We start from the raw sequence: 20283 nt of genomic DNA on the forward strand, positions 1-20283 counted from the left end.
GATCATGCAAGGGACGCCTGGGCTATCCTGCGATAGCCGGCTTGACCGTGATAGAACCCATTGCTGAACGGCGTATCTGCACAAACCTGCCGCAACCGGGCTTCGGCCGCCTCGGTCGACATGCTTTGATCCAACAGCGCCCGGTAAACCTCAGCGACGGTGACCATGTCGACGGCCTGCGGCATCAATCGCAGATGGCTCACACCATCGGCAACCAGTTGGGGCAGTTCCTGCAGCAGGATCAGATACCCTTCGGATTGGGTCTGGATCCCGTTGATGCGCAGGATCGGCTGCTCATCCCTCGTACGCAGGGGCATCCCGTCGGGGTCTTCTTCGCAGACGAATTGGCAATTGTCCTTTGTCCGCCCGTGCGAGCGCGCGTGATAGCACCGCGCCGAAACGGCCAGCGACGCCCGGCCAAAGACCTGCACTTCAACCCCGAGACCCAAGTCGCGCGCCATTCGCGCCGCGACGGCGATCGAGGGCGCTGGCAACTCGGTGGGCAGGCAGACATGCGTCGCCCCCTTTGACGCCATCCAGCGGATTGTGGCCTCGTTATAGGCATTCATGAATGGGCCGATGCGATGCGGTCGCGTACCGCGTGCATACAGTCCCGCAGCGTTGTTGATTTCGATCTCGGGCGACTCCATCTCAGACAGGTCTTCGGTGGCCTTGCGCTCTCGCTTCAGCATCACTTCGGCCAAGGAGGACAAAATCACCTTTTTGCCCGTCCGTTCGAGCCTTTCGATGATGGACGGCAGGTCAGCCTCTTGGAACGGGGCGCGTTTTGAACAGATGACCTCGCCCAGATAGACCTCATCCACCGGAGCTTCGTCGGCGACACGCGCATAGAAATCCCGGCGTTGGTCGGCCGACCAGTGATAGGCGATCGGGCCCAATGTAAGTTTCGTCATCGTTTCACCGCCATTTCTTCGTGGCAAAAGCGCCTTGCGTCTGTTTCTGACCCTCGGTCAGTGCGACGAGGTTCCCGATATCCGCTTCGCGACCCGCCCGGATATCGTCGACAGCGTTTCGAAATGCAGACACCACGGACCGGACATAACTCTTGGACCTTTGCCGCCCTTCGATCTTGAACGCATGCACCCCGGCATCGATCAACTCAGGCAGAAGGCGGGCCAGGTTCAGGCTGATCGGTTCCTCGAACGCATAGTACCCGTCCGGACGATGTGCGACCTGATAGCGGCCTTTGCAAATCGTCGGATAACCGGCCTTCTCATCTGGCCCGAACCGGTCGATGGTAAAGCCAGCCAACCTCGATGACATCGAACCATCGGCATCGCGCACGTACTCCACGTCGGACGCCGGCGAACAGACGCCATCGAGGTTCGTGGACTGCCCGGTCAAATAGTTCGTCAGGCTGCAGCGCCCTTCGACCATCAGACCGTGATTTCCGAAGATGAAGGTTTCGATCTCACAGGGGATTTCTTTTCGGATCTGCCGGATCTCGGGAATGGTCAAAATACGGGGCAGGACCACGCGTTTGACACCGAAATTCTCGCAATAGTAGCGGATCGCCTCGGGTGACGACGCTGCAGCCTGTACCGACAGGTGCAAGCGTACCTGTGGATGGGTTCGGGCGATGTAGTCGGCCACGCCCATATCAGCCACGATGAAGGCATCAACGCCGATCCGCGCACCGGTGTCGGCAGCGTGCCGCCAAAGGTCGACCTTGCCCGCCGGGGGATAAGTGTTGAGTGCCAGAAGGACCTTGGCACCCTTGGCATGGGCATAAGCGACCGCCTCCTCCAATTCCTGCGGCGTGAAATTCAGCCCCGGAAAATTCCGGGCGTTGGTGGCGTCCTGAAAGCCGCAATAGACGGCGTCGGCCCCGGCATCGACCGCTGTGCGCAGGGCAGCGGGAGTTCCGGCGGGGCATATCAATTCGGCGAGGCTCATGAAGCAGTCGCTCCTTCTACTTCTTGGTAATTTCGGCGCAACCGGGACAGGATCGCGCGGCCAGGCGGGCCGAACATGTCCGCAGCCTCCTGAGCGATGGATCCATCCATGTCGTCCAATGCATTGCGCAAACGGACGACGGCCTCGGTATCTCCAGTGATCTCCAGATCGCGTGAGAAAAAGGCCGCGTCGCCGTCCTGTTCCGCATCAACCAGCTCCAACAGCAGCAGGAACCGCCCTCGGATAATTGCTGTTGCGTCAGGCAGCATCGACCGCGGTACGGCACGAAAGCTCAGGTTCTGAGGATCTGGACGCAGATGCAGCGCGAACGGCAGCTCGATCGGGTCGATCAGGAAATCGGCGCTTTGATACGGGCCAAGTCGGGCAAACAGTGCAGGATGTTCCTGCGCGACCCTACGGACCACACGCGCGAGAATGGGCTGAACCGCCAAGCAGGCCAAACGCGAGACGACTGCCTGTCCCGGCGGTCTTGGCCTGTTCGATGTCTGTGTTGGGCTCACCATATGCTGCATGTACTGCCTCATCCGTTTGGCTGTTGTATTTGTGCGGGTTCAACCCGGTGCCGCCGTGTTTCGGCCTTGCGCGATGGAGCATCGGCACCATTCGACAACAACGCCCTCAAGGGGCGGCAGGAGCTTGGCGGTTCCACCGGCAAACTGATCGAAGGCGGCGCGATGGGTTTTGCTCACGCCGATCAGGACCGGAGTATCTCGCGCCAAGGCCTCGGCTATGAGAGTGCGAAATCCGCGGCCCTCGGCCTCGCTGAGTCCGAACTTGTTCAGCAGAACGATATCGCAACCGTCATCTCGCAACCGAGCGGTCGCGATGCCGACCACGTCCTCGATCGCACCGGCGTCCATGCGACACGCGCCTGAGCCCGAACCCAGATCCTGCGTGATCCGGATATTGGGACCATGCGGCAGCAGTCCAAGCGTTGTCTCACAAAACTGGGCGCCAGTATCCGGAATGTTCACACGCAACGCTCCGAGCAAGCGCAGACCTTCTTCCTGCAATCGCGCGGCCACTGTCGCCAGCAAATGATCCGTTCCGCCTGCCTCACTTGCGTCGACACCTGCAAGAAGCATGATTGATCCCCTCTACCGTTCGAACCGTGGAAACAGGACCTGGTTTTCAAGCATCATGTGCCGGTCAATATCCGCCAAAAGGTTCCGCAGCCCATCGTAAAGCCGTCGCCAAGACCCGCAGGCATGTGCGGGCGGTGTCAGGTCAAGGGTGACATGCCGGATCAGAGCGATACTCTCGGCGTGGCCATCGTGATCGGCGCGCATAACCCGGATCGGGTTTTCGATCCCTTCCATGCCGCCCATGCGCATGGCGGGAAACAGGACGATCTCCTCTTTTGCCATGTGCGTTTCCATTTCGGCCGCCAGTTCGGCCAGCGCGCGGACCAACCCTCGGGGGGCTTGGGGGTCGTCTCGGTGAACCAAGGCCACGCGTTCGGCAAGATGTTGAAGCTGTTCAAGCTCGGTCCGGTGTGTTTCGTGATACCGTGTGAGGATGTGATCAATCAGAGCGTCTGTCTCAAGATCAGCTTCGTGCATATCGAAGTTCGTCATGGTCCGTGCTTTCAGGGTTCACGACCCGAGCATCTCGAATCGGAATTTGATTTGCGCATTCTGTTTTGCTAATACGCATAGAAAATACCGATTGGAAAACGCGACCATGCGCCTCACCTCATTCACTGACTATGGTCTCCGCATTCTGATGCGGCTGGCTGGCAGCCCGGACCGCCCGTTTTCAACCGGCGAACTGGCCGATGAATTCAAGGTGTCACGCGCCCATCTCGCCAAGGTCATTTCGGCGCTGGCCAATGCCGGATACCTCAAAACGCGGCGGGGCGGTGGCGGCGGGGCTGTCCTGTCTCGCCCGGCGTCGGACATCCGCTTGGGCGACGTAGTGCGCACTCTGGAGACCGGGCAACCAATCGTTGAGTGTTTCTCGGCCGATGGCAGTGCGTGCACTCTGACTCCAAGCTGCCTTTTGAAGGATCGACTGAAGCAAGCCGAGCAAGCGTTTTTTGACGACCTGAACCGGGCAACATTGGCTGATTGCATCTATCTTCCACCGTGGGAGATTTCGGCGGCGGAATAGTAGCCGGCCTGCCCCTTCGGACAATTCGCCTGGGTTCTCTCAGAACCAATCAGGCTGCGACCACTGTTACCTTTGTGCTTAGACCGGTCAGATCAGTTGGCCCCAATCTAAGAATAAGAAACGGTGTTCAACTGCACGCCTCTGTAAATTCAGTCATCTGTTTCTCCGGCGGACTTGCCTGATCCTCCGAATGTCAGACCGAAACTCTTGTGCGGAAAAATGCAGGTTGTAGTCTTGGCAGACTGGCCGGAGAGATCCCATTGGAACTGCAGAGACTCCTTGACGACGCCAAGGCGCTGATTACCGAGGCCCAGCTGGATGACGGCTTTTGGCCCTGTGGTGTGCGGGAAATGGCATTGGCCCAGACGCGCCAATCCAAACGCCCGTCATGCTCGGTCGTTGAGCCCATGATCGGGCTGGTGCTTCAGGGCAGCAAGTCGGTGCAGTACGGAACCGAGCATGTCCGTTATGACGCAGGGGACGTCATTGTCGTGGGAAGCGCCCTGCCAATGGTCTCGGGCCTTGTGGATGCCTCGCCCGAAAACCCCTACATCGCCCTGTATATCGGCATCGACATGCGCGTATTGCGGGGCGTCTACACCGACATGGGCGGCACCTCGCTGGACGATGCGGGTCCGGCCTTGGAAAGCGGTCAGGCCGACGCGGAAGTTATTGATTCATTTACACGTCTTTTCCGTCTGCGCCGAGATCCGATCGCAGATCAAACGCTGGGGGCCGCCGCCGTCCGCGAGGTATATTTCCGGGTTCTGCGCGGCGACAAAGGGCGCGCGCTGCGCCGTATCATCCGCGCGGACAGCAAGGCCAACCAGGTCGCCAAGGCAATCGCGCATATCCGCAAAGAGTACCGCTCGACGATCAAAGCCTCGGACTTGGCCGCGATCTCGGGCATGAGCGCGTCGGTATTCTATGACGCTTTCAAACGGGTGACGGCCAACAGTCCGCTGCAGTTCCAGAAAGACCTACGCCTGACCGAGGCCTTCCAACTGCTTCAGCAGACGGGAACGCCTGTATCGAGTGTTGCGCATGCAGTTGGGTATGAAAGCCCGGCCCAATTCAGCCGTGAGTTCGCCAAAAAATTCGGCGTTCCGCCACGAGAACTGACCCGGGATCACGTGACCTGAGCTGCACGCTTTATTCTTGGGTTTCGGAGAATCGAGCAAGAGTTGAGGAGGAAGCCCTGTGTTCCACCCGAGGCGGACAGGTTAGGTTCATCCATGATGCAACCGGGCGATGTTGCCCCCGAAATCGCAAGGATACCTGATGGCAGTCTCCGACCAAGTCCCTACAAATTCCGGATTTCACGCAAAAAGCACGGCGGCCGAAGTGCTGGCCGATATCGACCTGACCGGAAAAACCGCAATCGTAACCGGTGGCTACAGCGGTATTGGCCTCGAAACAGTCCGCGCCCTTGCCGACAAGGGGGCCGTGGTGATCGTTCCCGTACGCTCGGAAATCAAAGCTCGGGAGAGCCTGGCAAGCGTGGAAGGTCATGTCAGGACCGCACCGATGGACCTGGCGGATCTGGGATCAGTCCGACGGTTTGCCAAGACGGTATCCAGCGACTTGCAAAACCTGGATCTGCTGATCAACAACGCCGGGATCATGGCGTGCCCCGAGGCCCGTGTTGGACCCGGTTGGGAATCCCAATTCGGTATCTGCCACATGGGCCACTTTGCCCTGACCAAGTTACTGCTGCCGCTTTTGGAGCAAACACCGGGCGCGCGGGTCGTGGCTCTCTCCTCAACCGCGCACAAGATTTGTGACGTGCATTGGGATGATATCCAGTTTGAGAAGACGGACTACGACAAATGGCAGGCCTATGGGCAAGCAAAGACCGCAAATGCGTTGTTTGCCAACGCCCTTTTCCGCCGTTTGGCAGAGACCGGAGGGTTGGCGTTTTCGGTACATCCCGGTGGGATCTTCACCCCTCTGCAACGGCACCTGCCGAAGGAAGAGATGATCGCACTGGGCTGGCTGAACGAGGATGGCGAGCCGTCCGAATTGGCAAAGGAGGGTTTCAAGACGCCCGAACAGGGCGCGTCAACAACGGTTTGGGCGGCGACTTCGCCAAAGCTGGTTGGCAAACCGGGGGTATATTGCGAGGACGCTGACATTGCTGCCCCGACCGCCCCCAACAGCCCGACGGCCCGATATTTCGGGGTCAACGCACATGCGTGCGATGACGCATCAGCCGAAAAGCTGTGGGAGATCAGCGAACGGCTACTGCAAGAGGCCTGATACCCACGCAATCCGGTCGGGACGATCCCGGCCGGACTGCGCTTTTTGGGGATAAGGCAGCGCCAGGGCTTTAGACCACAGTCGCGCCCCCTAGCCCTCTGCGCAGCTGGTCTTGGCCCGGGCTGGACCCAAACGGTTCAGGCCAAAGCCTGCTCGGGCGCCGGATCGGCGATCAACAGTTCGACATCTGACACGCCCAGCGCCACGGCCAACTGGCTTGGCGGGACCGTGTCGACGATCAACGTGTCCAAATCCGACAGTTCGCACACTTTGTGCAACTGCTTGTGATTGAACTTCTGGGCATCCAGCAGAAGATGGCGTTCCGCAGAACGGCCCAGCATCGCGCGTTTGACGGCGGCGATATCACCGATCGGCTCGCTGGGGCCATCCTCGGACAATCCCGACGCGCCTATCATGCAGCGATCGACATTGAACCGGCCCAGAAACTCCAGCGTTTCATAACCAACGACGGCAGCCTCAGCGGTAAGATAAGCACCGGGGCAAACAATAACCTCGGTCGCGCTCCCGCCCAGTGTCACGGCCACCGGAATCGAATTCGTGATGACAGTGCAACGTATGTCGCGAAATGCCAATGAGCGCGCCAGTTGAGCGGTTGTCGAGCCCGAGTCGATCATGACCGTCTCACCTTCACGCACAAGGCCAGCGGCGGCGTTTCCGATCCGCTCGCGTTCGGCAACCCTGGCCGCATTGCGCTCGTCCAGACTGAGATAATGCCCTTGCACCGGCGCCGACGCGCCACCGTGCGCACGCGCAATCAGGCCGTCTTCGGCCAGCGCGTCAAAATCTCTGCGGACGGTCTCGGTGGATACGTCGAAACTGCGGGCCAGATCACTGATGCGCACGTGCGGGCGCAGCTTGAGCTCAAGCAGGATACGTTGGCGACGATCGGACTTTTTCAGCCGATCCCGCCCTTTCTTGCTGTGTTTCTGACGTGTTTTGGCCTTTGACATCTCATTGACCCGGCTAGACGATAATCAACTTTTGTGGCGTTTACCTCATTTTTGCAAATATTTTGTTGCATTGCCCTCAAACTGGTGATGAAGATCGTCGGACTCACCCCATTGTGGAAGGCAGAATGTTGGCCATGCAACGGCGCAGCGCAAACAAGGTATCGAACGCATGATCGTGCTTGCCACCCATCTGGCGGCCGGGGTCGCCCTGCTTTTGTGGTCTGTCCGGTTGATCCGGACCGGAGTGGAACGAGCGTTCCTGCCCGAGTTGAAACGCGGCCTGAAAATTCTGTCTGAAAATCGAGTGTCCGCTGCATTGGGCGGCGGTATGGCAGCGATGCTGATGCAAAGCTCGACTGCGGTTGCATTGATCGGAGCCGGGTTCGCGGTATCGGGCATGCTGGCCCCACCCTCGGCCCTTGCGCTGCTGCTGGGGGCGGAGGTGGGATCCGCCCTCATGGCAAAGGTGCTGACCTTGCCCGTCCAGGCGGTGATGCCATTCGCATTGCTGGTCGGCGTCGTGGTGTTTTTGAAGGCCGGACGACGGCGGACGAAACAAATCGGGCGCATCATCATCGGTTTTGCCCTGGTGCTGTTGTCGCTTGGAATGATCCGCGAAGCCACAGTGCCAATCGGGGCCAGCCCAATCGTTCAAAGCATTGCCGCATATTTTCAAAGTGACTTGATCAGCGCCTATGTGGTCGGCGCAATTCTGGCGTGGCTCATGCATTCCAGCCTTGCCGCGGTGCTGACCTTTGCCACATTCGCGGCGTCAGCACTGGTTGGCGGCACTGTGGCCGCCGCACTGGTCATCGGTGCCAATCTCGGTGGCGCCGTGATCTCATTCGCCCTGCTCTGGTCGCAGGAGCGCCCGGCCAAGTTGATCGTCCTTGCCAACCTGGTGGCTCGGGCCTGTGTCACTTTGGTGGCGCTGGCCCTGCTGCTGACCGGCGTACTGAACATATCCGCGTTCGGCACAGCGCCCGGTCAACAGGTGGTGATGCTGCACATTGCGATGAATGTCGCCCTTCTGGTCGTTGCGCTGCCATTCACCAACCTGCTGATCCGGTTGGCCGGCACGTTCGTTCCCCGCCACTCCAGCATCACCGCCGACAACGTGACGGCATTGGACCCCAGCGCACTGGACCACGTGCCTCTGGCGCTGGCCTGCGCACAGCGCGAACTGCTGCGCATGGCTGAAACGGTTCAGGCGATGCTGGTGCCGACCATTCACCTGTTTCGGAACTGGGACCCCGAACTTGCCCGCACCATCGAATTGCGGGAAAACGATGTCGACCGCATGCATTTTGATATCAAAATCTACGTCTCGCGCCTGCGGGAAGGCGATCTGACACCTCAGCAGGAGAAAAAGACACTCGAGCTGGTGTCGATGGCCAACAACCTTGAAGAGGCTGCCGACCGGATCGCGGTCAACCTTGTGGCGCTGGCGAAGAAAATGGCTGACGAGGGCATCACATTTTCCAAGGAAGGTCTGACCGACATTGAACAATTCCACGATCAGATCACAACGAACGGCCAGTTGGCTCTGAGCATTCTGACCACCGGCGACGCTGAGGCGGCCCGCCAATTGGTCGCCGAAAAGGATCGCATCCGGATCGAAGAGCAATACCTGCAGGAGCGCCACTTGAAGCGCCTGCAAAGTCGGGGTCCGGCCAGTATCGAGACAACCAATATCCACCAGGAGACACTGCGCCTATTGAAGCAAATCAACGCGGCGCTGGCCTTTGTCGCCTACCCGATCGCCGAAGAGACGGGAGATCTTCTGGAAAGCCGCCTGGCCAAACCGCGCATAATCTCGGACGCACCTTAGTCACGGCAATCTTCGGATTGTACTTTTAAAGACCGGCAGCCAAGGCTCCCGCCCTTCCGTGAGTACAAGGCTTTCTGGCTTCCTGAACCCGGCAGAATTGACAGTCGGCCCCACCCACATGCTATCGTCATATCAGAATGTTATGACATAAAACCGTTTCTTTGAATTCGAAGCTGTTGAATTGGGAGGTTCTCATGCTGCGACTCTACGTCTGTTCAATGCTGCTGACACTCGGCCCGGCAGGCGTTCTCGCCGACGCTGTGCCGACCAAGGAAGCCGCAGAGGGAACCTTTGCCGAGCGTCCGTTCTCGCCCTATGCCAACCGGACATTCCCAGAGCGCCCTCTTTGGGGGGACACGCACCTGCACACCGGGTTGTCACTGGACGCCGGAACGTTCGGGAACACGCTGCTGCCGGATGACGCCTGGCGATTTGCGAAAGGCCAACAGGTCATCTCGTCGACAGGACAGCCGGTTCGGCTTGCGCGCCCGCTGGATTGGATGGTTCTTACGGATCACACCGACCTGATGGGTTTTGCCCCGGACCTGCAGGCCGGAAAGCCGGGGGTCTTGGCACATCCCAAGGGTTTAGAATGGTACGAAGGATACTCTGCGGGCGGGGACGAAGCTGCCAAAGCGGCGTTCGACATCATTTCCAATTTCTCGCAGATGACCCTTCCGGAAGACCTGCTTGAATCATACAGCCCCGGAGCGGACGCCTTTGCGTTTACCTGGGAACATATCGTGATGGCCGCAGAACGGCACAACGACCCGGGCAATTTCACAGCGTTCATCGGTTTCGAATGGACCTCGGTGCCCAAAGGATTCAACCTGCATCGAAACGTCATGCTGCGCGATGGCCCGATCCGTGCGCTACAGATGGTGCCGCCGGTCACGCAGCCGCCCTACGGGAATACGGATCCGAAGGCACTTTACGTGTGGCTCGAGGAGTACCAGGCCAAGACCGGAGGCCGTGCCGTTGCCTTCGCGCATAACGGCAATCTGTCGAACGGCTGGATGTTCCCGACCGAAGACACCTATCACGGCGGCAAGGTGGATGAGGAATACGTACAGAACCGCGCCAAGTGGGAACCCCATTACGAGGTCACCCAGATCAAGGGTGACGGCGAAGCCCATCCTTATCTCAGCCCTGACGACCCATTTGCCGACTATGAAAACTGGGATGTCGGGAACCTCGATATCTCCGAGCTGAAAACCGATGACATGCTGGCCGGCGAATATGCGCGTGAGGCGCTGAAGCGCGGGCTGATGCTTGAAGAGAAATTCGGCGTGAACCCCTACAAGTTCGGGATGGGCGGCGCGACGGACAGCCATACGTCGCTGGCCACGGCCGAGGAAGACAACTATTTCGGCAAATCCGTAAGCGCCGAGCCCTCGGCTACGCGCGTTCTGCACCCGTTTGTCGAAAGCGATCTGGGCGCCTTTGAGGGGCATACGCTGGTCGCATCGGGCTATACCGCAGTCTGGGCGTCCGAGAATACGCGCTCGGCCATTTTCGACGCGTTCAAGCGACGCGAGACATACGCCACGACCGGGCCTCGCATCGGGCTTCGTTTCTTCGGCGGATGGGATTTCGATGAGTCCGACCTGCTGACGCGTCTGGTAGCCGATGTGGGATACACCAAAGGCGTGCCGATGGGCGGTGACCTGCGTCCGCCCGAGGGCGAAGGCGCACCGACTTTCCTGATCGGCGCACTGCGTGACCCCGTCGGCGCAAACCTTGATCGAGTTCAGGTCGTCAAGGGCTGGTTGGATGCAGACGGCGCGCTTCAGGAAAAGGTCTACAACGTAGCCTGGTCCGACGATCGTGCGCTGGATGCCAATGGCAACCTTCCCGAAGTCGGCAATACCGTCGATCTGGACACCGCCAGCTGGAGCAACTCGATCGGCGCATCGGAATTGGTGACCGTTTGGACGGATCCCGACTTCGATCCCGACGCGCGGGCATTCTACTACGTGCGGGTTCTGGAAATCCCGACCCCGCGATGGGTGCTGTACGACAAGCTTCGTTTTGGAATCGATTTGCCGGCCGAGGCCCAGTTGATCCATCAGGAACGGGCGTATTCGTCACCGATCTGGTACACGCCTGCCAGCGAATGAACCAAGACCGAAACCGGGGGCGCGGGATCGCGCCCTTGGGCCGGGGTCGTTGCAGCAACATCTTCACCCCAAATTGAAATCGGCGATTTGACATGACGGGCCGTTGGGATCAACGATCGGGTATCGAATTGCCAGCAGGTCAGATCTTTCATGCGCTTTTACAAAGAACCGCTGTTCCACTTCATTCTGATCGGGCTGGCCATTTTCGGCTGGTTCTATCTTGTATCCGACGAGACCGAGCCCCCAGTAGAAGCCGAAACGATCACAATTGACAGCGACGACATCGCGCTTTTGAAAACACGGTTCGAGGCCAGCTGGAAACGCCAACCCACCGACGCCGAGTTGCAGGCGCTGATCGATTCCTGGACCCGCGAAGAAATTCTTGTGCGCGAGGCCCGAAAGCTGGGTTTGGACCGTGGTGATCAGGTGATCCGGGCCCGCCTTGCCCGAAAAATGGAGTTTCTGACTACCGCAATTGCGTCCTCGGTCGCCCCCGAGGAGGCTGTTTTAGAAGAGCATCTGGCCCAGAACGCAGACCGCTTCACGACCCCTACCCTGATCGCGTTTGATCAGATCTATCTGGGTGATGCCCCAGACCCGGACGTCGTCGACGATACTCTGCAGGCGCTGAACGGTGGCGCGGATTGGTCCAGCCTTGGCGTTTCGTCCTTGCTGGCGCGGTCGATGCCACTGACAGCCGCGGGTGCAATCGACACAACCTTTGGTCGTGGGTTTGCGTCACAGCTTGACGGGAGCGAGCCGATGATTTGGATCGGTCCGATCAACTCGGGATACGGGCAACATCTTGTCCGCGTGACCGAAGCAAAGCCCGGTTATCTTCCGCCGCTCGCCGAGATCTACGACTCCGTTCTGAACGATTGGCGCAGGGCGACGGCTCAGGACCTGGCGCAGGCTCAATACGAAAGCCTCGCCGCCCGGTACCGGGTCGAGACACCCGAATCCGCAGAGGGCGGCTCGTGAAGACGCTCTTCTTTGTTCTGCTGGCTTTCTGGCTGGGCATGGTTCCGCAATTCGGTCGAGCACACGCGCTTGACCCCGGCTATCTGGACCTGAACGAACTGGCGCCGGGCACCTGGAGAATCCTTTGGCGTATTCCCGACGTGAACGGACAACCCATGGAGATCGATGCGGTTCTGCCCGACCATTGCGCGCCGGCAAATGGCCCGGAGCCAACAGCGGAAAACCAGGCTTGGGTGTCTTCTTGGATTGCAGAATGTGAGGCCGAAATCGCGGGCCATGTTGTGGCCATAGACGGGTTGGAGCGTCAGCAGAACGATGTCTTGCTACGCGTTCGACCGCTGAATGCTGAACCCGTGACGCTCAGATTTACGCCTGATGAGGCCGAATTGACGGTCCCTGCGGAGCCTACGATCTGGTCGGTTTTTGGCAGCTACTTCCTGCTTGGTTTCGAACACATTCTGGGAGGCTGGGACCACCTGTTGTTCGTCTTTGCGCTTTTTGTTCTGGTGCGGAACCCATGGCGGTTGGTCGGTGCGATCACCGCCTTCACAGTCGCGCATTCGCTGACGCTGGCAATGGCGACGCTTGGGTTTCTCAACGTGCCCGCCGGCCCCGTCGAAGCCGTCATTGCATTGTCCATCGTATTCCTTGCTTTGGAAATCCTGAGGCACAAAGAGGGCGAACTGCGGTTATCCGAGCAATACCCGTGGATCGTTTGCTTCAGTTTCGGCCTTCTGCACGGGCTCGGCTTTGCCGGTGCTCTGGCTGAAATCGGCCTGCCCTCGCAAGAGATCCCCGCAGCACTGCTGGCTTTCAACATCGGCGTCGAGGCTGGTCAGCTTGCCTTTATCGCAGTGCTCGCACTTCTGATTGCGATGTGGCGCCTTATCGCGCCACGGAACGCCGATTGGGTGACCCACTTGGCCACCCCGGTGACAGGCTATGCCATCGGGTGCATATCGCTCTATTGGCTGATCGAGCGGGTCAACGGGTTCTGAGCGCCTAAGCGGTCAATTCACAGATCTTTGCATTCCGGCACGGCGGTCAGAACCGATCCGTCCTTGAGATGCTGCAACAGATTGTCCACCGTCAGATCACCCATAGCGGCACGCGTTTCGACAGTAGCACTGCCCGCATGCGGCAACAGAACCACGTTTGGCAACTCGCGCAACGCCTGTGGAACGCGGGGCTCGTCCTCAAAAACATCCAGCCCTGCCCAGCCAAGCGCACCGCTTTGCAGCGCCTCAATCAGAGCCGCCTCGTCAACAACAGATCCTCGGCTGACATTGATCAGCGTGCCCCCGGCCCCCAACGCCCGCATCACTTCGGCATTGACCAGCTTGTTGGTCGACGGCCCGCCCGGCGTTATGCAAATCAGCACATCCACGTGTTTGGCCATGTCGACCAGATTGTCGAAATATCGGTATGGCACATCCTTGGGACTGCGGGTGTGATAGGAGATTTCGGGCGACCACGGCCCCAGTTTGTCAGCAATCGCCTGGCCGATACGGCCAAGCCCCAGAATTCCAACCTTTTGATTGTCGGCTGATCGGGTCAAAGGGGCATTGCCTTCTGATTCCCACCGGCCCGATCGGACGTATTCATGGTCGCGCACAAGCTCTCGGTAGCAGGCCAGCATAAGCAGAACGGCGGTGGTTGCGACCTCGTTGTTCAGCACATTCGGGGTGTGCGTTACGACAACTCCGCGGGCTGCAGCAGCCGTTGCATCGACTGCATCATATCCCACCCCATAGACGCTGATCATCTTCAGATTTGTCAGTTGGGCCATCAGGTCGGGCGGCACGCCGTCATGTCCGTTCGTGACCACATGCGTGATGCGCGCGGCATCAAAATCGTCCAATTGGCGAATATCAAATGCGGTGGACAGCCGATCTTTCATCCGGTCGGTAATCCCGCCGATCTGCAACAGCTCAGTCATCCTGACTGACCTTCTGCCGCTGCGTGCCCAGCCCGTCGATCCTCAGTTCCATCACGTCGCCCTTCTTCAAATAGACCGGATTGGGCTTGATACCCATGCCAACTCCGGGCGGTGTGCCCGTCGAAATCACGTCACCGGGATGAAGGGTAAACAACTGGCTCAGATGTTCGATAATCTCGGCAACGGTAAAAATCATCGTCGCCGTGTTTCCAGTCTGCATCCGCTGTCCGTTCACATCCAGGGCCATGCCCAGCGCCTGAGGATCGGGAACCTCATCGCGGGTGACCAACCACGGACCGGTCGGACCGAACGTGTCGCAGGACTTTCCCTTGGTCCATTGTCCGGTCAGTTGCGTCTGGAAATGCCGCTCGGACACATCATTGACGATGCAATAACCGGCGACATAGTCCAAAGCATCAGCCTTGGAGACGTATTTCGCCGTTTTGCCGATCACCACACCCAACTCGCATTCCCAATCGGTATGGGTGGACCCGCGCGGCATCACAACGTCATCATAAGGCCCCACGATGGCGGAATTTGCCTTGAAGAACAGGATCGGATGCTTGGGAATATCCGCGCCCGTTTCGGCAGCATGGTCCGAGTAGTTCAGTCCGATGCACAGAAACTTTCCGATCTTGCCGACGCAAGCTCCGATCCGCGGATCCCCTTCAACAATCGGTAGGCTTTCGGGATCAATTGCGCGCAGCCTGTCCAGCACTGCGTCGCCCAGCAATTCACCGGTGATATCGGTGACATGGGCGGACAAATCCCGCAATTGACCCGCAGAGTCGACCAACGCAGGCTTTTCCGACCCTGCGGCTCCGTAGCGAACAAGTTTCATTTCGGTTCCTTTTAGTGATTGTCCCGCGGCAGGAATTGCCGCGCGATGTCCCTGAATTTGTCGGCGCCCTTCAGCGTCATGCCGCGATCCAGACGATCGACCTTCTCGCGGAAGATCTCCTGCCAGGGTGACTGGTCGGGCGGGACCGAGTAGCCACCTGCGGCTTCCAGTTCGCGGGCACGTTCATGCAACTCCTCCAGCGGAACAAGCATATCCGCTGTCCCTTTGCCCAGATCGATGCGCAGCCGGTCGCCGTTTCGCACCAGCGCCAGCCCGCCGCCTTCGGCCGCCTCGGGCGAGGCGTTCAGGATCGACGGGCTTCCGGAAGTGCCGGACTGGCGCCCATCACCGATGCAGGGCAGCGTTTCGATCCCCTGTTTCAACAGGTATGAGGGCGGCCGCATGTTCACTACCTCGGCCGCGCCCGGGTAACCTTTGGGCCCTGCGCCGCGCATGATCAGGATACAGTCTGCGTCGATGTTTTCTGCCGGATCATCGATGCGGTGATGAAAGTCTTCAGGCCCGTCAAACACGACCGCTCGGCCCTCGAATGCATTGGGGTCATCCGGGTTCGACAGGTAGGCATCGCGGAAAGCGGACGAGATCACCGATGTCTTCATGATCGCGCTTTCGAACAGGTTGCCCGAAAGGTTGATGAACCCGGCCTGATGCTTGACCGGATTCCTAACCGGCTTGATCACGTCGTCGTTCAGCGACCGGCGTGTCCCGCAGTTCTCGCCCATCGACTGGCCGTTGACCGTCAGTGCATCGGGGTTGGGTAGCAATCCGGCATCAATCAACTCACCGACCACGGCAGGGACACCGCCGGCGCGCTGGTAGTCCTCTCCTAGGTATTTCCCGGCCGGCTGCATGTTGACCAGCAGCGGCACGTCGTGACCCAGGCTTTGCCAGTCATCGTTGTTGAGAGGAACGCCAAGGTGCCGGGCGATCGCATTCAAATGGATCGGCGCGTTCGTCGATCCACCGATCGCCGAGTTGATGACGATCGCATTTTCAAATGCCGCCCGTGTCATGACATCGCTTGGGCGCAGATCCTCCCACACCATCTCGACGATGCGCTTTCCGGTTTCATAGCTGATCTGTCCGCGTTCCCGGTACGGGGCCGGTATCGCGGCGGACCCGGGCAGTTGCATTCCCAAGGCTTCGGCCAGCGAATTCATCGTGGTCGCAGTTCCCATCGTGTTGCAATAGCCAACCGAGGGCGCCGAAGCCGCTGCGATTTCCATGAACTCATCAGTGTCGATTTCACCGGCGGCCAGGTCTTCCCGAGCCTTCCAGATCACAGTTCCCGACCCTGCGCGCTCGCCCTTCCACCAGCCGTTCAACATCGGGCCGACTGACAGAGCGATTGCCGGGATATTGACGGTGGCGGCCGCCATCAACAGCGCCGGCGTGGTCTTGTCGCAACCGATGTTCAGCACCACGCCGTCGATCGGGTATCCAAACAAGCTCTCGACCAGCGAAAGATAGGCCAGATTGCGATCCAGCGAGGCAGTCGGCCGCTTACCTGTTTCCTGAATCGGGTGCACCGGAATTTCGATGCACGTGCCACCGGCCGCGATGATCCCGTCGCGCACACGTTTGGACAATTCCAGGTGGTGGCGGTTGCACGGGCTGAGATCGCTACCCGTTTGCGCAATGCCGATGATTGGCTTGCCGGATTGAAGCTCGGCGCGGGTCAGGCCGTAGTTGAGATACCGTTCCAGATACAGCGCGGTCATCTCGAGGTTCTCCGAGTTCATGAACCATTTCCGCGACCGCAGATCGTCCTTTGTTATCTTCGTCATTGGCCTGACCACCCCCCATCGATTATGTGTGTATGTCCTGTGGTGAAAGCACTCTCATCGCTTGCCAGGTAGACGACCAGTGCCGCTATTTCTTCCGCCTTGGCGACGCGGCCCATGGGTTGGCGAGCCACGAACTGCGCCATGGCCTCTTCCCTGCTGCCCAGCTCTTGGGCCAAGGCCTCGACCCGATCGCGCCAACTGGGGCTGTCGACCGTTCCGGGGCAGATGCAGTTGCAGCGAATGCCCTTTGTGATGAAATCAACCGCAACCGATTTCGTCAGCCCCACGACCGCTGCTTTGGTCACACCATAGACAAAGCGGTTGGGCGCGCCGATGATCGACCCCAGAGCGGAAGACATGTTGATGATCGAGCCGCCGCCCCGTTCGACCATCCCCGGCAGCACAGCCTTCGTTGTGCGCATCATGGACCGCACGTTGAGGTCCATCGCAAAATCCCACTCCTCATCGGTGGCGTCCAGGATGGTCCCGTGATGCACGAAGCCCGCACAGTTGAACAACACGTCCGGATTTGCCCGCTCAACCCCCTGAGCGACGCTGGTGTCATCGGTGACGTTCATCTCGAAAATTTCGATATTTTCGAGATTCTCGGACCGAATCGAAGAAAGGTTTTCGAGGTTGATATCCGTCGCAAACACCTGCGCCCCTTCGCGCGCCATTGCGATTGCGCTGGCACGCCCGATACCCTGTCCGGCGGCCGTCACAAGGACGCGCTTCCCCACAAGTCTTTCTGACATATGTAAAATTTACCTTTCACTACTTGCGACCAAACACAACGACCCCGGGCCCGAGTGCGACCGGGCAGCACCAAAAAATTCTGCGTGGAAACGCAACAGGCTTTGGCGCAGGAACTTGATGCCGTTAGCGTATGACAGAGATTTTGGTTTGGCTATAACCATGCGTGGTGCGGCCCGAAGGAGGATAAGCAAGTATGAGCGAACAGCGCAAAGTGACCCTTTTGGGCACCGGCCTAATGGGGGCGCCGATGGCACGAAACCTGCTTGCGGCAGGCTTTCCCCTGACCGTTTGGAACCGCAGCGCCGAAAAGGCACGACCATTGGCGGACCAAGGTGCCACGGTTGCGGACACCCCGGCCCACGCGGTTGCCCAAGCCGATGTGATCGTGACCATGCTGGCCGACGGATACGCAACCGGCGCGCTGCTGGAAGACCCTTCCTTTTACGACCAGCTGAAACCTGGTGCCGTCTGGATCGACATGTCCAGCGCCAAGCCTGAACATGCCCGCGCGCAGTCGGCCCAACTCGAAACCCTCGGCCTGCGGCATCTGGATGCCCCGGTCTCCGGTGGCACCAAGGGGGCCGAGGCGGGCTCGCTGGCGATCATGGTGGGCGGCGACGAGAAGGTCATGCTGGAGGTACTGCCAATCCTCTCCGCCATGGGGCGGCCTGTGCATGTCGGCCCCAGCGGCGCCGGTCAATTGTGCAAACTGGCCAATCAGACGATCGTTGCCGTCACGATTTCCGCCGTTGCCGAGGCAACCCTGCTGGCCGAACAAGGTGGCGCAGACCCGGCTGCTTTGCGCGCCGCGCTGCGCGGTGGGTTTGCCGACAACGTGATCCTGCAACAGCACGGAGAACGCATGTCCAACCGGGATTTCGTTCCCGGCGGGCTCTCGAAGTTTCAGCTGAAGGATCTGGACAACACCTTGGATGAGGCACGCGGTCTCGGCCTGGAACTGCCCAATACGCAAGCCGTACGCGACCGGTTCGAATACCTGATAAACGAAATGGATGGGGCCGAGCTGGATCACTCTGCGCTCTACCTCGAGCTCAGAAAACGGAATGGCATGTAGTGACGCATATCCTCATCATCGGCGGCGGTGGAATGCTGGGTCAGAAGCTGGCGCATCACATTTCGGCCGAGCAGACCTTTAGCCCGGACGCCCGTGTATCATTGTTCGACCTTTCATTTCCGGTCGAGGGTGCACCCGGCGAAATTACCGTTGGCGACATCGCGGCCCCGAACTCGGCCAAGCTTCTGGCCGCTCAGCGCCCTGACGTGATCTTTCATCTGGCCGCGATTGTCTCAGGTCAGGCAGAAGCTGACTTTGACCTCGGTTGGGACGTCAACCTGATGACGACCTGGGCGCTGCTGAACGCATTGAGGGACGAGCATAACGCCACCAGCGGCGCCTACCGCCCGCGGCTGGTCTTCGCTTCGTCCATAGCCGTCTTTGGCGCTCCTTTCCCCGAACGGATCGACGATGAATTCCTCTGCGCCCCTCTGACCAGCTACGGGGCGCAGAAGGCTGCGTCCGAGTTGATGATTTCCGACTTCAGTCGAAAAGGATACATCGACGGCATCTCCCTGCGGCTGCCGACGCTGTGCGTGCGGCCCGGCAAGGCAAATGCCGCCGCTTCCTCCTTCTTTTCGGGTATCATTCGAGAGCCCCTGAACGGGCTCGAGGCGGTTCTGCCGGTTGACGACACCGTTCGCCACTGGCACGCCAGCCCTCGGGCAGCGGCACGATTTCTGACCCACGCGGCCGATCTTGATACGAAACTGCTGAACGACCGGCGCGCCCTGAACATGCCAGGCATCAGTTGTACGGTCGCCGAACAGATCGAAGCTTTGCGGACCATCGCCGGTCAAGACGCGGTCAACCTGATCAAGCATGTTCCCGACCCGGACATAGAGCGCATTGTCAAAGGCTGGCCACGCGATTTTCAAACCGACCGCGCGTTTGAGCTGGGCTTCCGCGCAGAGTCGAGCTTTGAAGACATCATCCGCGTTTATCTTGAGGATGACTTCCGCGCTTAGTCGCCCATCGTCTTGCCTGTCAGATGGCGCTTGAGGTGGTCATGAATCTTCTGCTTGGTCTGTTGCTCATCGCCGGACAATGCGGCCTCGAGGATGTCGGCGTGATGCCGGATGTTCTCGGAGATGAACTCGAACCGCCGGTCTGCCACCATCAATTGCTGCCGGAACTGCGCGTAAATTCGGCCGTGCATCTGCTTCAACGTGTCCGACCCACAGGCCGAGATCAGCGTTTGATGGAATTCCTTTTCCGACGCAAACCAGATCTCGATCAGCTCGCTGGGGTCGTCGGTGGCATGAATGCGCTTTTCGATATGGCTCAGCTTGTGATGCGCCGCGGTCAACCTGGCTTCCCAATCCACCCCGCCGTTGCGGATCGACATTGCGGTGCCTTCTCCCTCCAGCAAAACGCGGATGTGGGTCAGCTCGATCAGTTTTTGCGGCGAACGCTTCGGGACGCGAAAGCCCTTCTGCTCCTGAAAGTCCACCAACCCCACAGATGACAAACGAAAAAGAACTTCGCGAACCGTGCTGGCCGAGCACCCATAGTCCTTGCGCAACTCTTCGGCCCGAACCTTGGCACCATGATCGAATCCGTTCGAGATTAGACGCATTTTAAGGTGCTGATAAATATCTACTTCTTCATTCATTCCGGTTTGAACCTTTCAGGTCTGGCCCCTTAGTGTC

At 59.5% G+C, this 20283-nt stretch carries 20 protein-coding genes; 9 read left to right on the forward strand and 11 right to left on the reverse strand.

The features are described from left to right. Window positions 1-2: 2 nt before the first annotated feature. The 5 genes from ubiV to ACR3EL_RS10170 are packed head-to-tail and all read right to left on the reverse strand — an operon-like array spanning window position 3 to window position 3515. The gene (gene ubiV / locus ACR3EL_RS10150) at window positions 3-914 is read right to left on the reverse strand and encodes a ubiquinone anaerobic biosynthesis protein UbiV (RefSeq protein ID WP_170339185.1); all 912 of its coding nucleotides are present in this window, start codon (window positions 912-914) and stop codon (window positions 3-5) included. A 4-nt stretch (window positions 915-918) separates the two neighbouring features. Beyond that, window positions 919-1917 (reverse strand): ubiquinone anaerobic biosynthesis protein UbiU, encoded by a 999-nt coding sequence (gene ubiU / locus ACR3EL_RS10155; protein WP_170339187.1) that lies wholly within the window; start codon window positions 1915-1917, stop codon window positions 919-921. Beyond that, the gene (gene ubiT / locus ACR3EL_RS10160) at window positions 1914-2450 is read right to left on the reverse strand and encodes a ubiquinone anaerobic biosynthesis accessory factor UbiT (RefSeq protein WP_254435634.1); all 537 of its coding nucleotides are present in this window, start codon (window positions 2448-2450) and stop codon (window positions 1914-1916) included. The genes ubiU and ubiT overlap by 4 nt, the downstream gene beginning before the upstream one ends. A 39-nt stretch (window positions 2451-2489) precedes the next feature. Next, entirely contained in the window at window positions 2490-3023 is a 534-nt protein-coding gene (locus tag ACR3EL_RS10165; RefSeq protein WP_480721458.1) for a DUF2478 domain-containing protein, read from the reverse strand. A gap of 12 nt (window positions 3024-3035) precedes the next feature. Then, window positions 3036-3515 carry a hemerythrin domain-containing protein gene (locus tag ACR3EL_RS10170; RefSeq protein WP_254437057.1) on the reverse strand — a complete coding sequence of 160 codons (480 nt, stop codon included), beginning with the start codon at window positions 3513-3515 and terminating at the stop codon, window positions 3036-3038. Between the two features lie 106 nt (window positions 3516-3621). On the opposite strand from ACR3EL_RS10170, the gene ACR3EL_RS10175 reads away from it, so the two are divergent. From ACR3EL_RS10175 to ACR3EL_RS10185, 3 genes are all read left to right on the forward strand, one after another. Further along, entirely contained in the window at window positions 3622-4050 is a 429-nt protein-coding gene (locus ACR3EL_RS10175) for an RrF2 family transcriptional regulator (RefSeq protein WP_480721461.1), read from the forward strand. A 260-nt stretch (window positions 4051-4310) separates the two neighbouring features. Continuing rightward, window positions 4311-5192: an AraC family transcriptional regulator gene (locus ACR3EL_RS10180; protein ID WP_480721463.1), complete on the forward strand. Its 882-nt coding sequence runs from the start codon at window positions 4311-4313 to the stop codon at window positions 5190-5192. Window positions 5193-5331: 139 nt separating this feature from the next. Further along, a complete protein-coding gene (locus ACR3EL_RS10185; RefSeq protein WP_170339194.1) occupies window positions 5332-6309 on the forward strand; it encodes an oxidoreductase in 978 nt (325 codons plus the stop codon). A 137-nt stretch (window positions 6310-6446) separates the two neighbouring features. Here the strand turns inward: ACR3EL_RS10185 and ACR3EL_RS10190 are convergent, their stop codons facing one another. Continuing rightward, on the reverse strand, window positions 6447-7280 hold the full coding sequence (locus ACR3EL_RS10190) for a DeoR/GlpR family DNA-binding transcription regulator (protein WP_170339196.1): 834 nt from the start codon (window positions 7278-7280) through the stop codon (window positions 6447-6449). 169 nt (window positions 7281-7449) lie between these two features. Between ACR3EL_RS10190 and ACR3EL_RS10195 the strand changes: the two genes are divergently transcribed. From ACR3EL_RS10195 to ACR3EL_RS10210, 4 genes are all read left to right on the forward strand, one after another. Continuing rightward, window positions 7450-9111: a Na/Pi cotransporter family protein gene (locus ACR3EL_RS10195; protein WP_170339198.1), complete on the forward strand. Its 1662-nt coding sequence runs from the start codon at window positions 7450-7452 to the stop codon at window positions 9109-9111. 194 nt (window positions 9112-9305) lie between these two features. After that, on the forward strand, window positions 9306-11231 hold the full coding sequence (locus tag ACR3EL_RS10200) for a DUF3604 domain-containing protein (protein ID WP_254437760.1): 1926 nt from the start codon (window positions 9306-9308) through the stop codon (window positions 11229-11231). 150 nt (window positions 11232-11381) lie between these two features. Continuing rightward, window positions 11382-12212 (forward strand): peptidyl-prolyl cis-trans isomerase, encoded by an 831-nt coding sequence (locus ACR3EL_RS10205; RefSeq protein ID WP_170339199.1) that lies wholly within the window; start codon window positions 11382-11384, stop codon window positions 12210-12212. Continuing rightward, window positions 12209-13210, forward strand: coding sequence for a HupE/UreJ family protein (locus ACR3EL_RS10210; RefSeq protein WP_367646641.1), 1002 nt, complete (start codon window positions 12209-12211; stop codon window positions 13208-13210). The genes ACR3EL_RS10205 and ACR3EL_RS10210 overlap by 4 nt, the downstream gene beginning before the upstream one ends. Window positions 13211-13227: 17 nt before the next feature. Here the strand turns inward: ACR3EL_RS10210 and ACR3EL_RS10215 are convergent, their stop codons facing one another. Genes ACR3EL_RS10215 through ACR3EL_RS10230 form a run of 4 tightly spaced genes read right to left on the reverse strand, consistent with a single transcriptional unit; the run spans window position 13228 to window position 17555 of the window. Next, entirely contained in the window at window positions 13228-14151 is a 924-nt protein-coding gene (locus ACR3EL_RS10215; RefSeq protein WP_480721466.1) for a 2-hydroxyacid dehydrogenase, read from the reverse strand. Next, window positions 14144-14992 carry a fumarylacetoacetate hydrolase family protein gene (locus ACR3EL_RS10220; protein WP_480721468.1) on the reverse strand — a complete coding sequence of 283 codons (849 nt, stop codon included), beginning with the start codon at window positions 14990-14992 and terminating at the stop codon, window positions 14144-14146. The genes ACR3EL_RS10215 and ACR3EL_RS10220 overlap by 8 nt, the downstream gene beginning before the upstream one ends. An 11-nt stretch (window positions 14993-15003) precedes the next feature. Further along, the gene (locus ACR3EL_RS10225; protein WP_480721471.1) at window positions 15004-16800 is read right to left on the reverse strand and encodes an IlvD/Edd family dehydratase; all 1797 of its coding nucleotides are present in this window, start codon (window positions 16798-16800) and stop codon (window positions 15004-15006) included. After that, window positions 16797-17555 carry an SDR family oxidoreductase gene (locus ACR3EL_RS10230; protein ID WP_093961720.1) on the reverse strand — a complete coding sequence of 253 codons (759 nt, stop codon included), beginning with the start codon at window positions 17553-17555 and terminating at the stop codon, window positions 16797-16799. The genes ACR3EL_RS10225 and ACR3EL_RS10230 overlap by 4 nt, the downstream gene beginning before the upstream one ends. Before the next feature lie 194 nt (window positions 17556-17749). Between ACR3EL_RS10230 and ACR3EL_RS10235 the strand changes: the two genes are divergently transcribed. Further along, window positions 17750-18631, forward strand: a complete 882-nt coding sequence (locus ACR3EL_RS10235) for an NAD(P)-dependent oxidoreductase (protein WP_480721473.1) — start codon at window positions 17750-17752, stop codon at window positions 18629-18631. Next, a complete protein-coding gene (gene denD, locus ACR3EL_RS10240; protein WP_170368263.1) occupies window positions 18631-19599 on the forward strand; it encodes a D-erythronate dehydrogenase in 969 nt (322 codons plus the stop codon). Before ACR3EL_RS10235 ends, denD begins: the two co-directional genes overlap by 1 nt. On the opposite strand, the gene ACR3EL_RS10245 is transcribed toward denD, so the two are convergent. Further along, complete coding sequence (locus tag ACR3EL_RS10245; RefSeq protein ID WP_170368262.1) at window positions 19596-20246, reverse strand: GntR family transcriptional regulator; 651 nt, start codon at window positions 20244-20246, stop codon at window positions 19596-19598. The genes denD and ACR3EL_RS10245 overlap by 4 nt on opposite strands. Between the last annotated feature and the right edge of the window lie 37 nt (window positions 20247-20283).

This window comes from Ruegeria sp. BJ3, assembly GCF_056535665.1.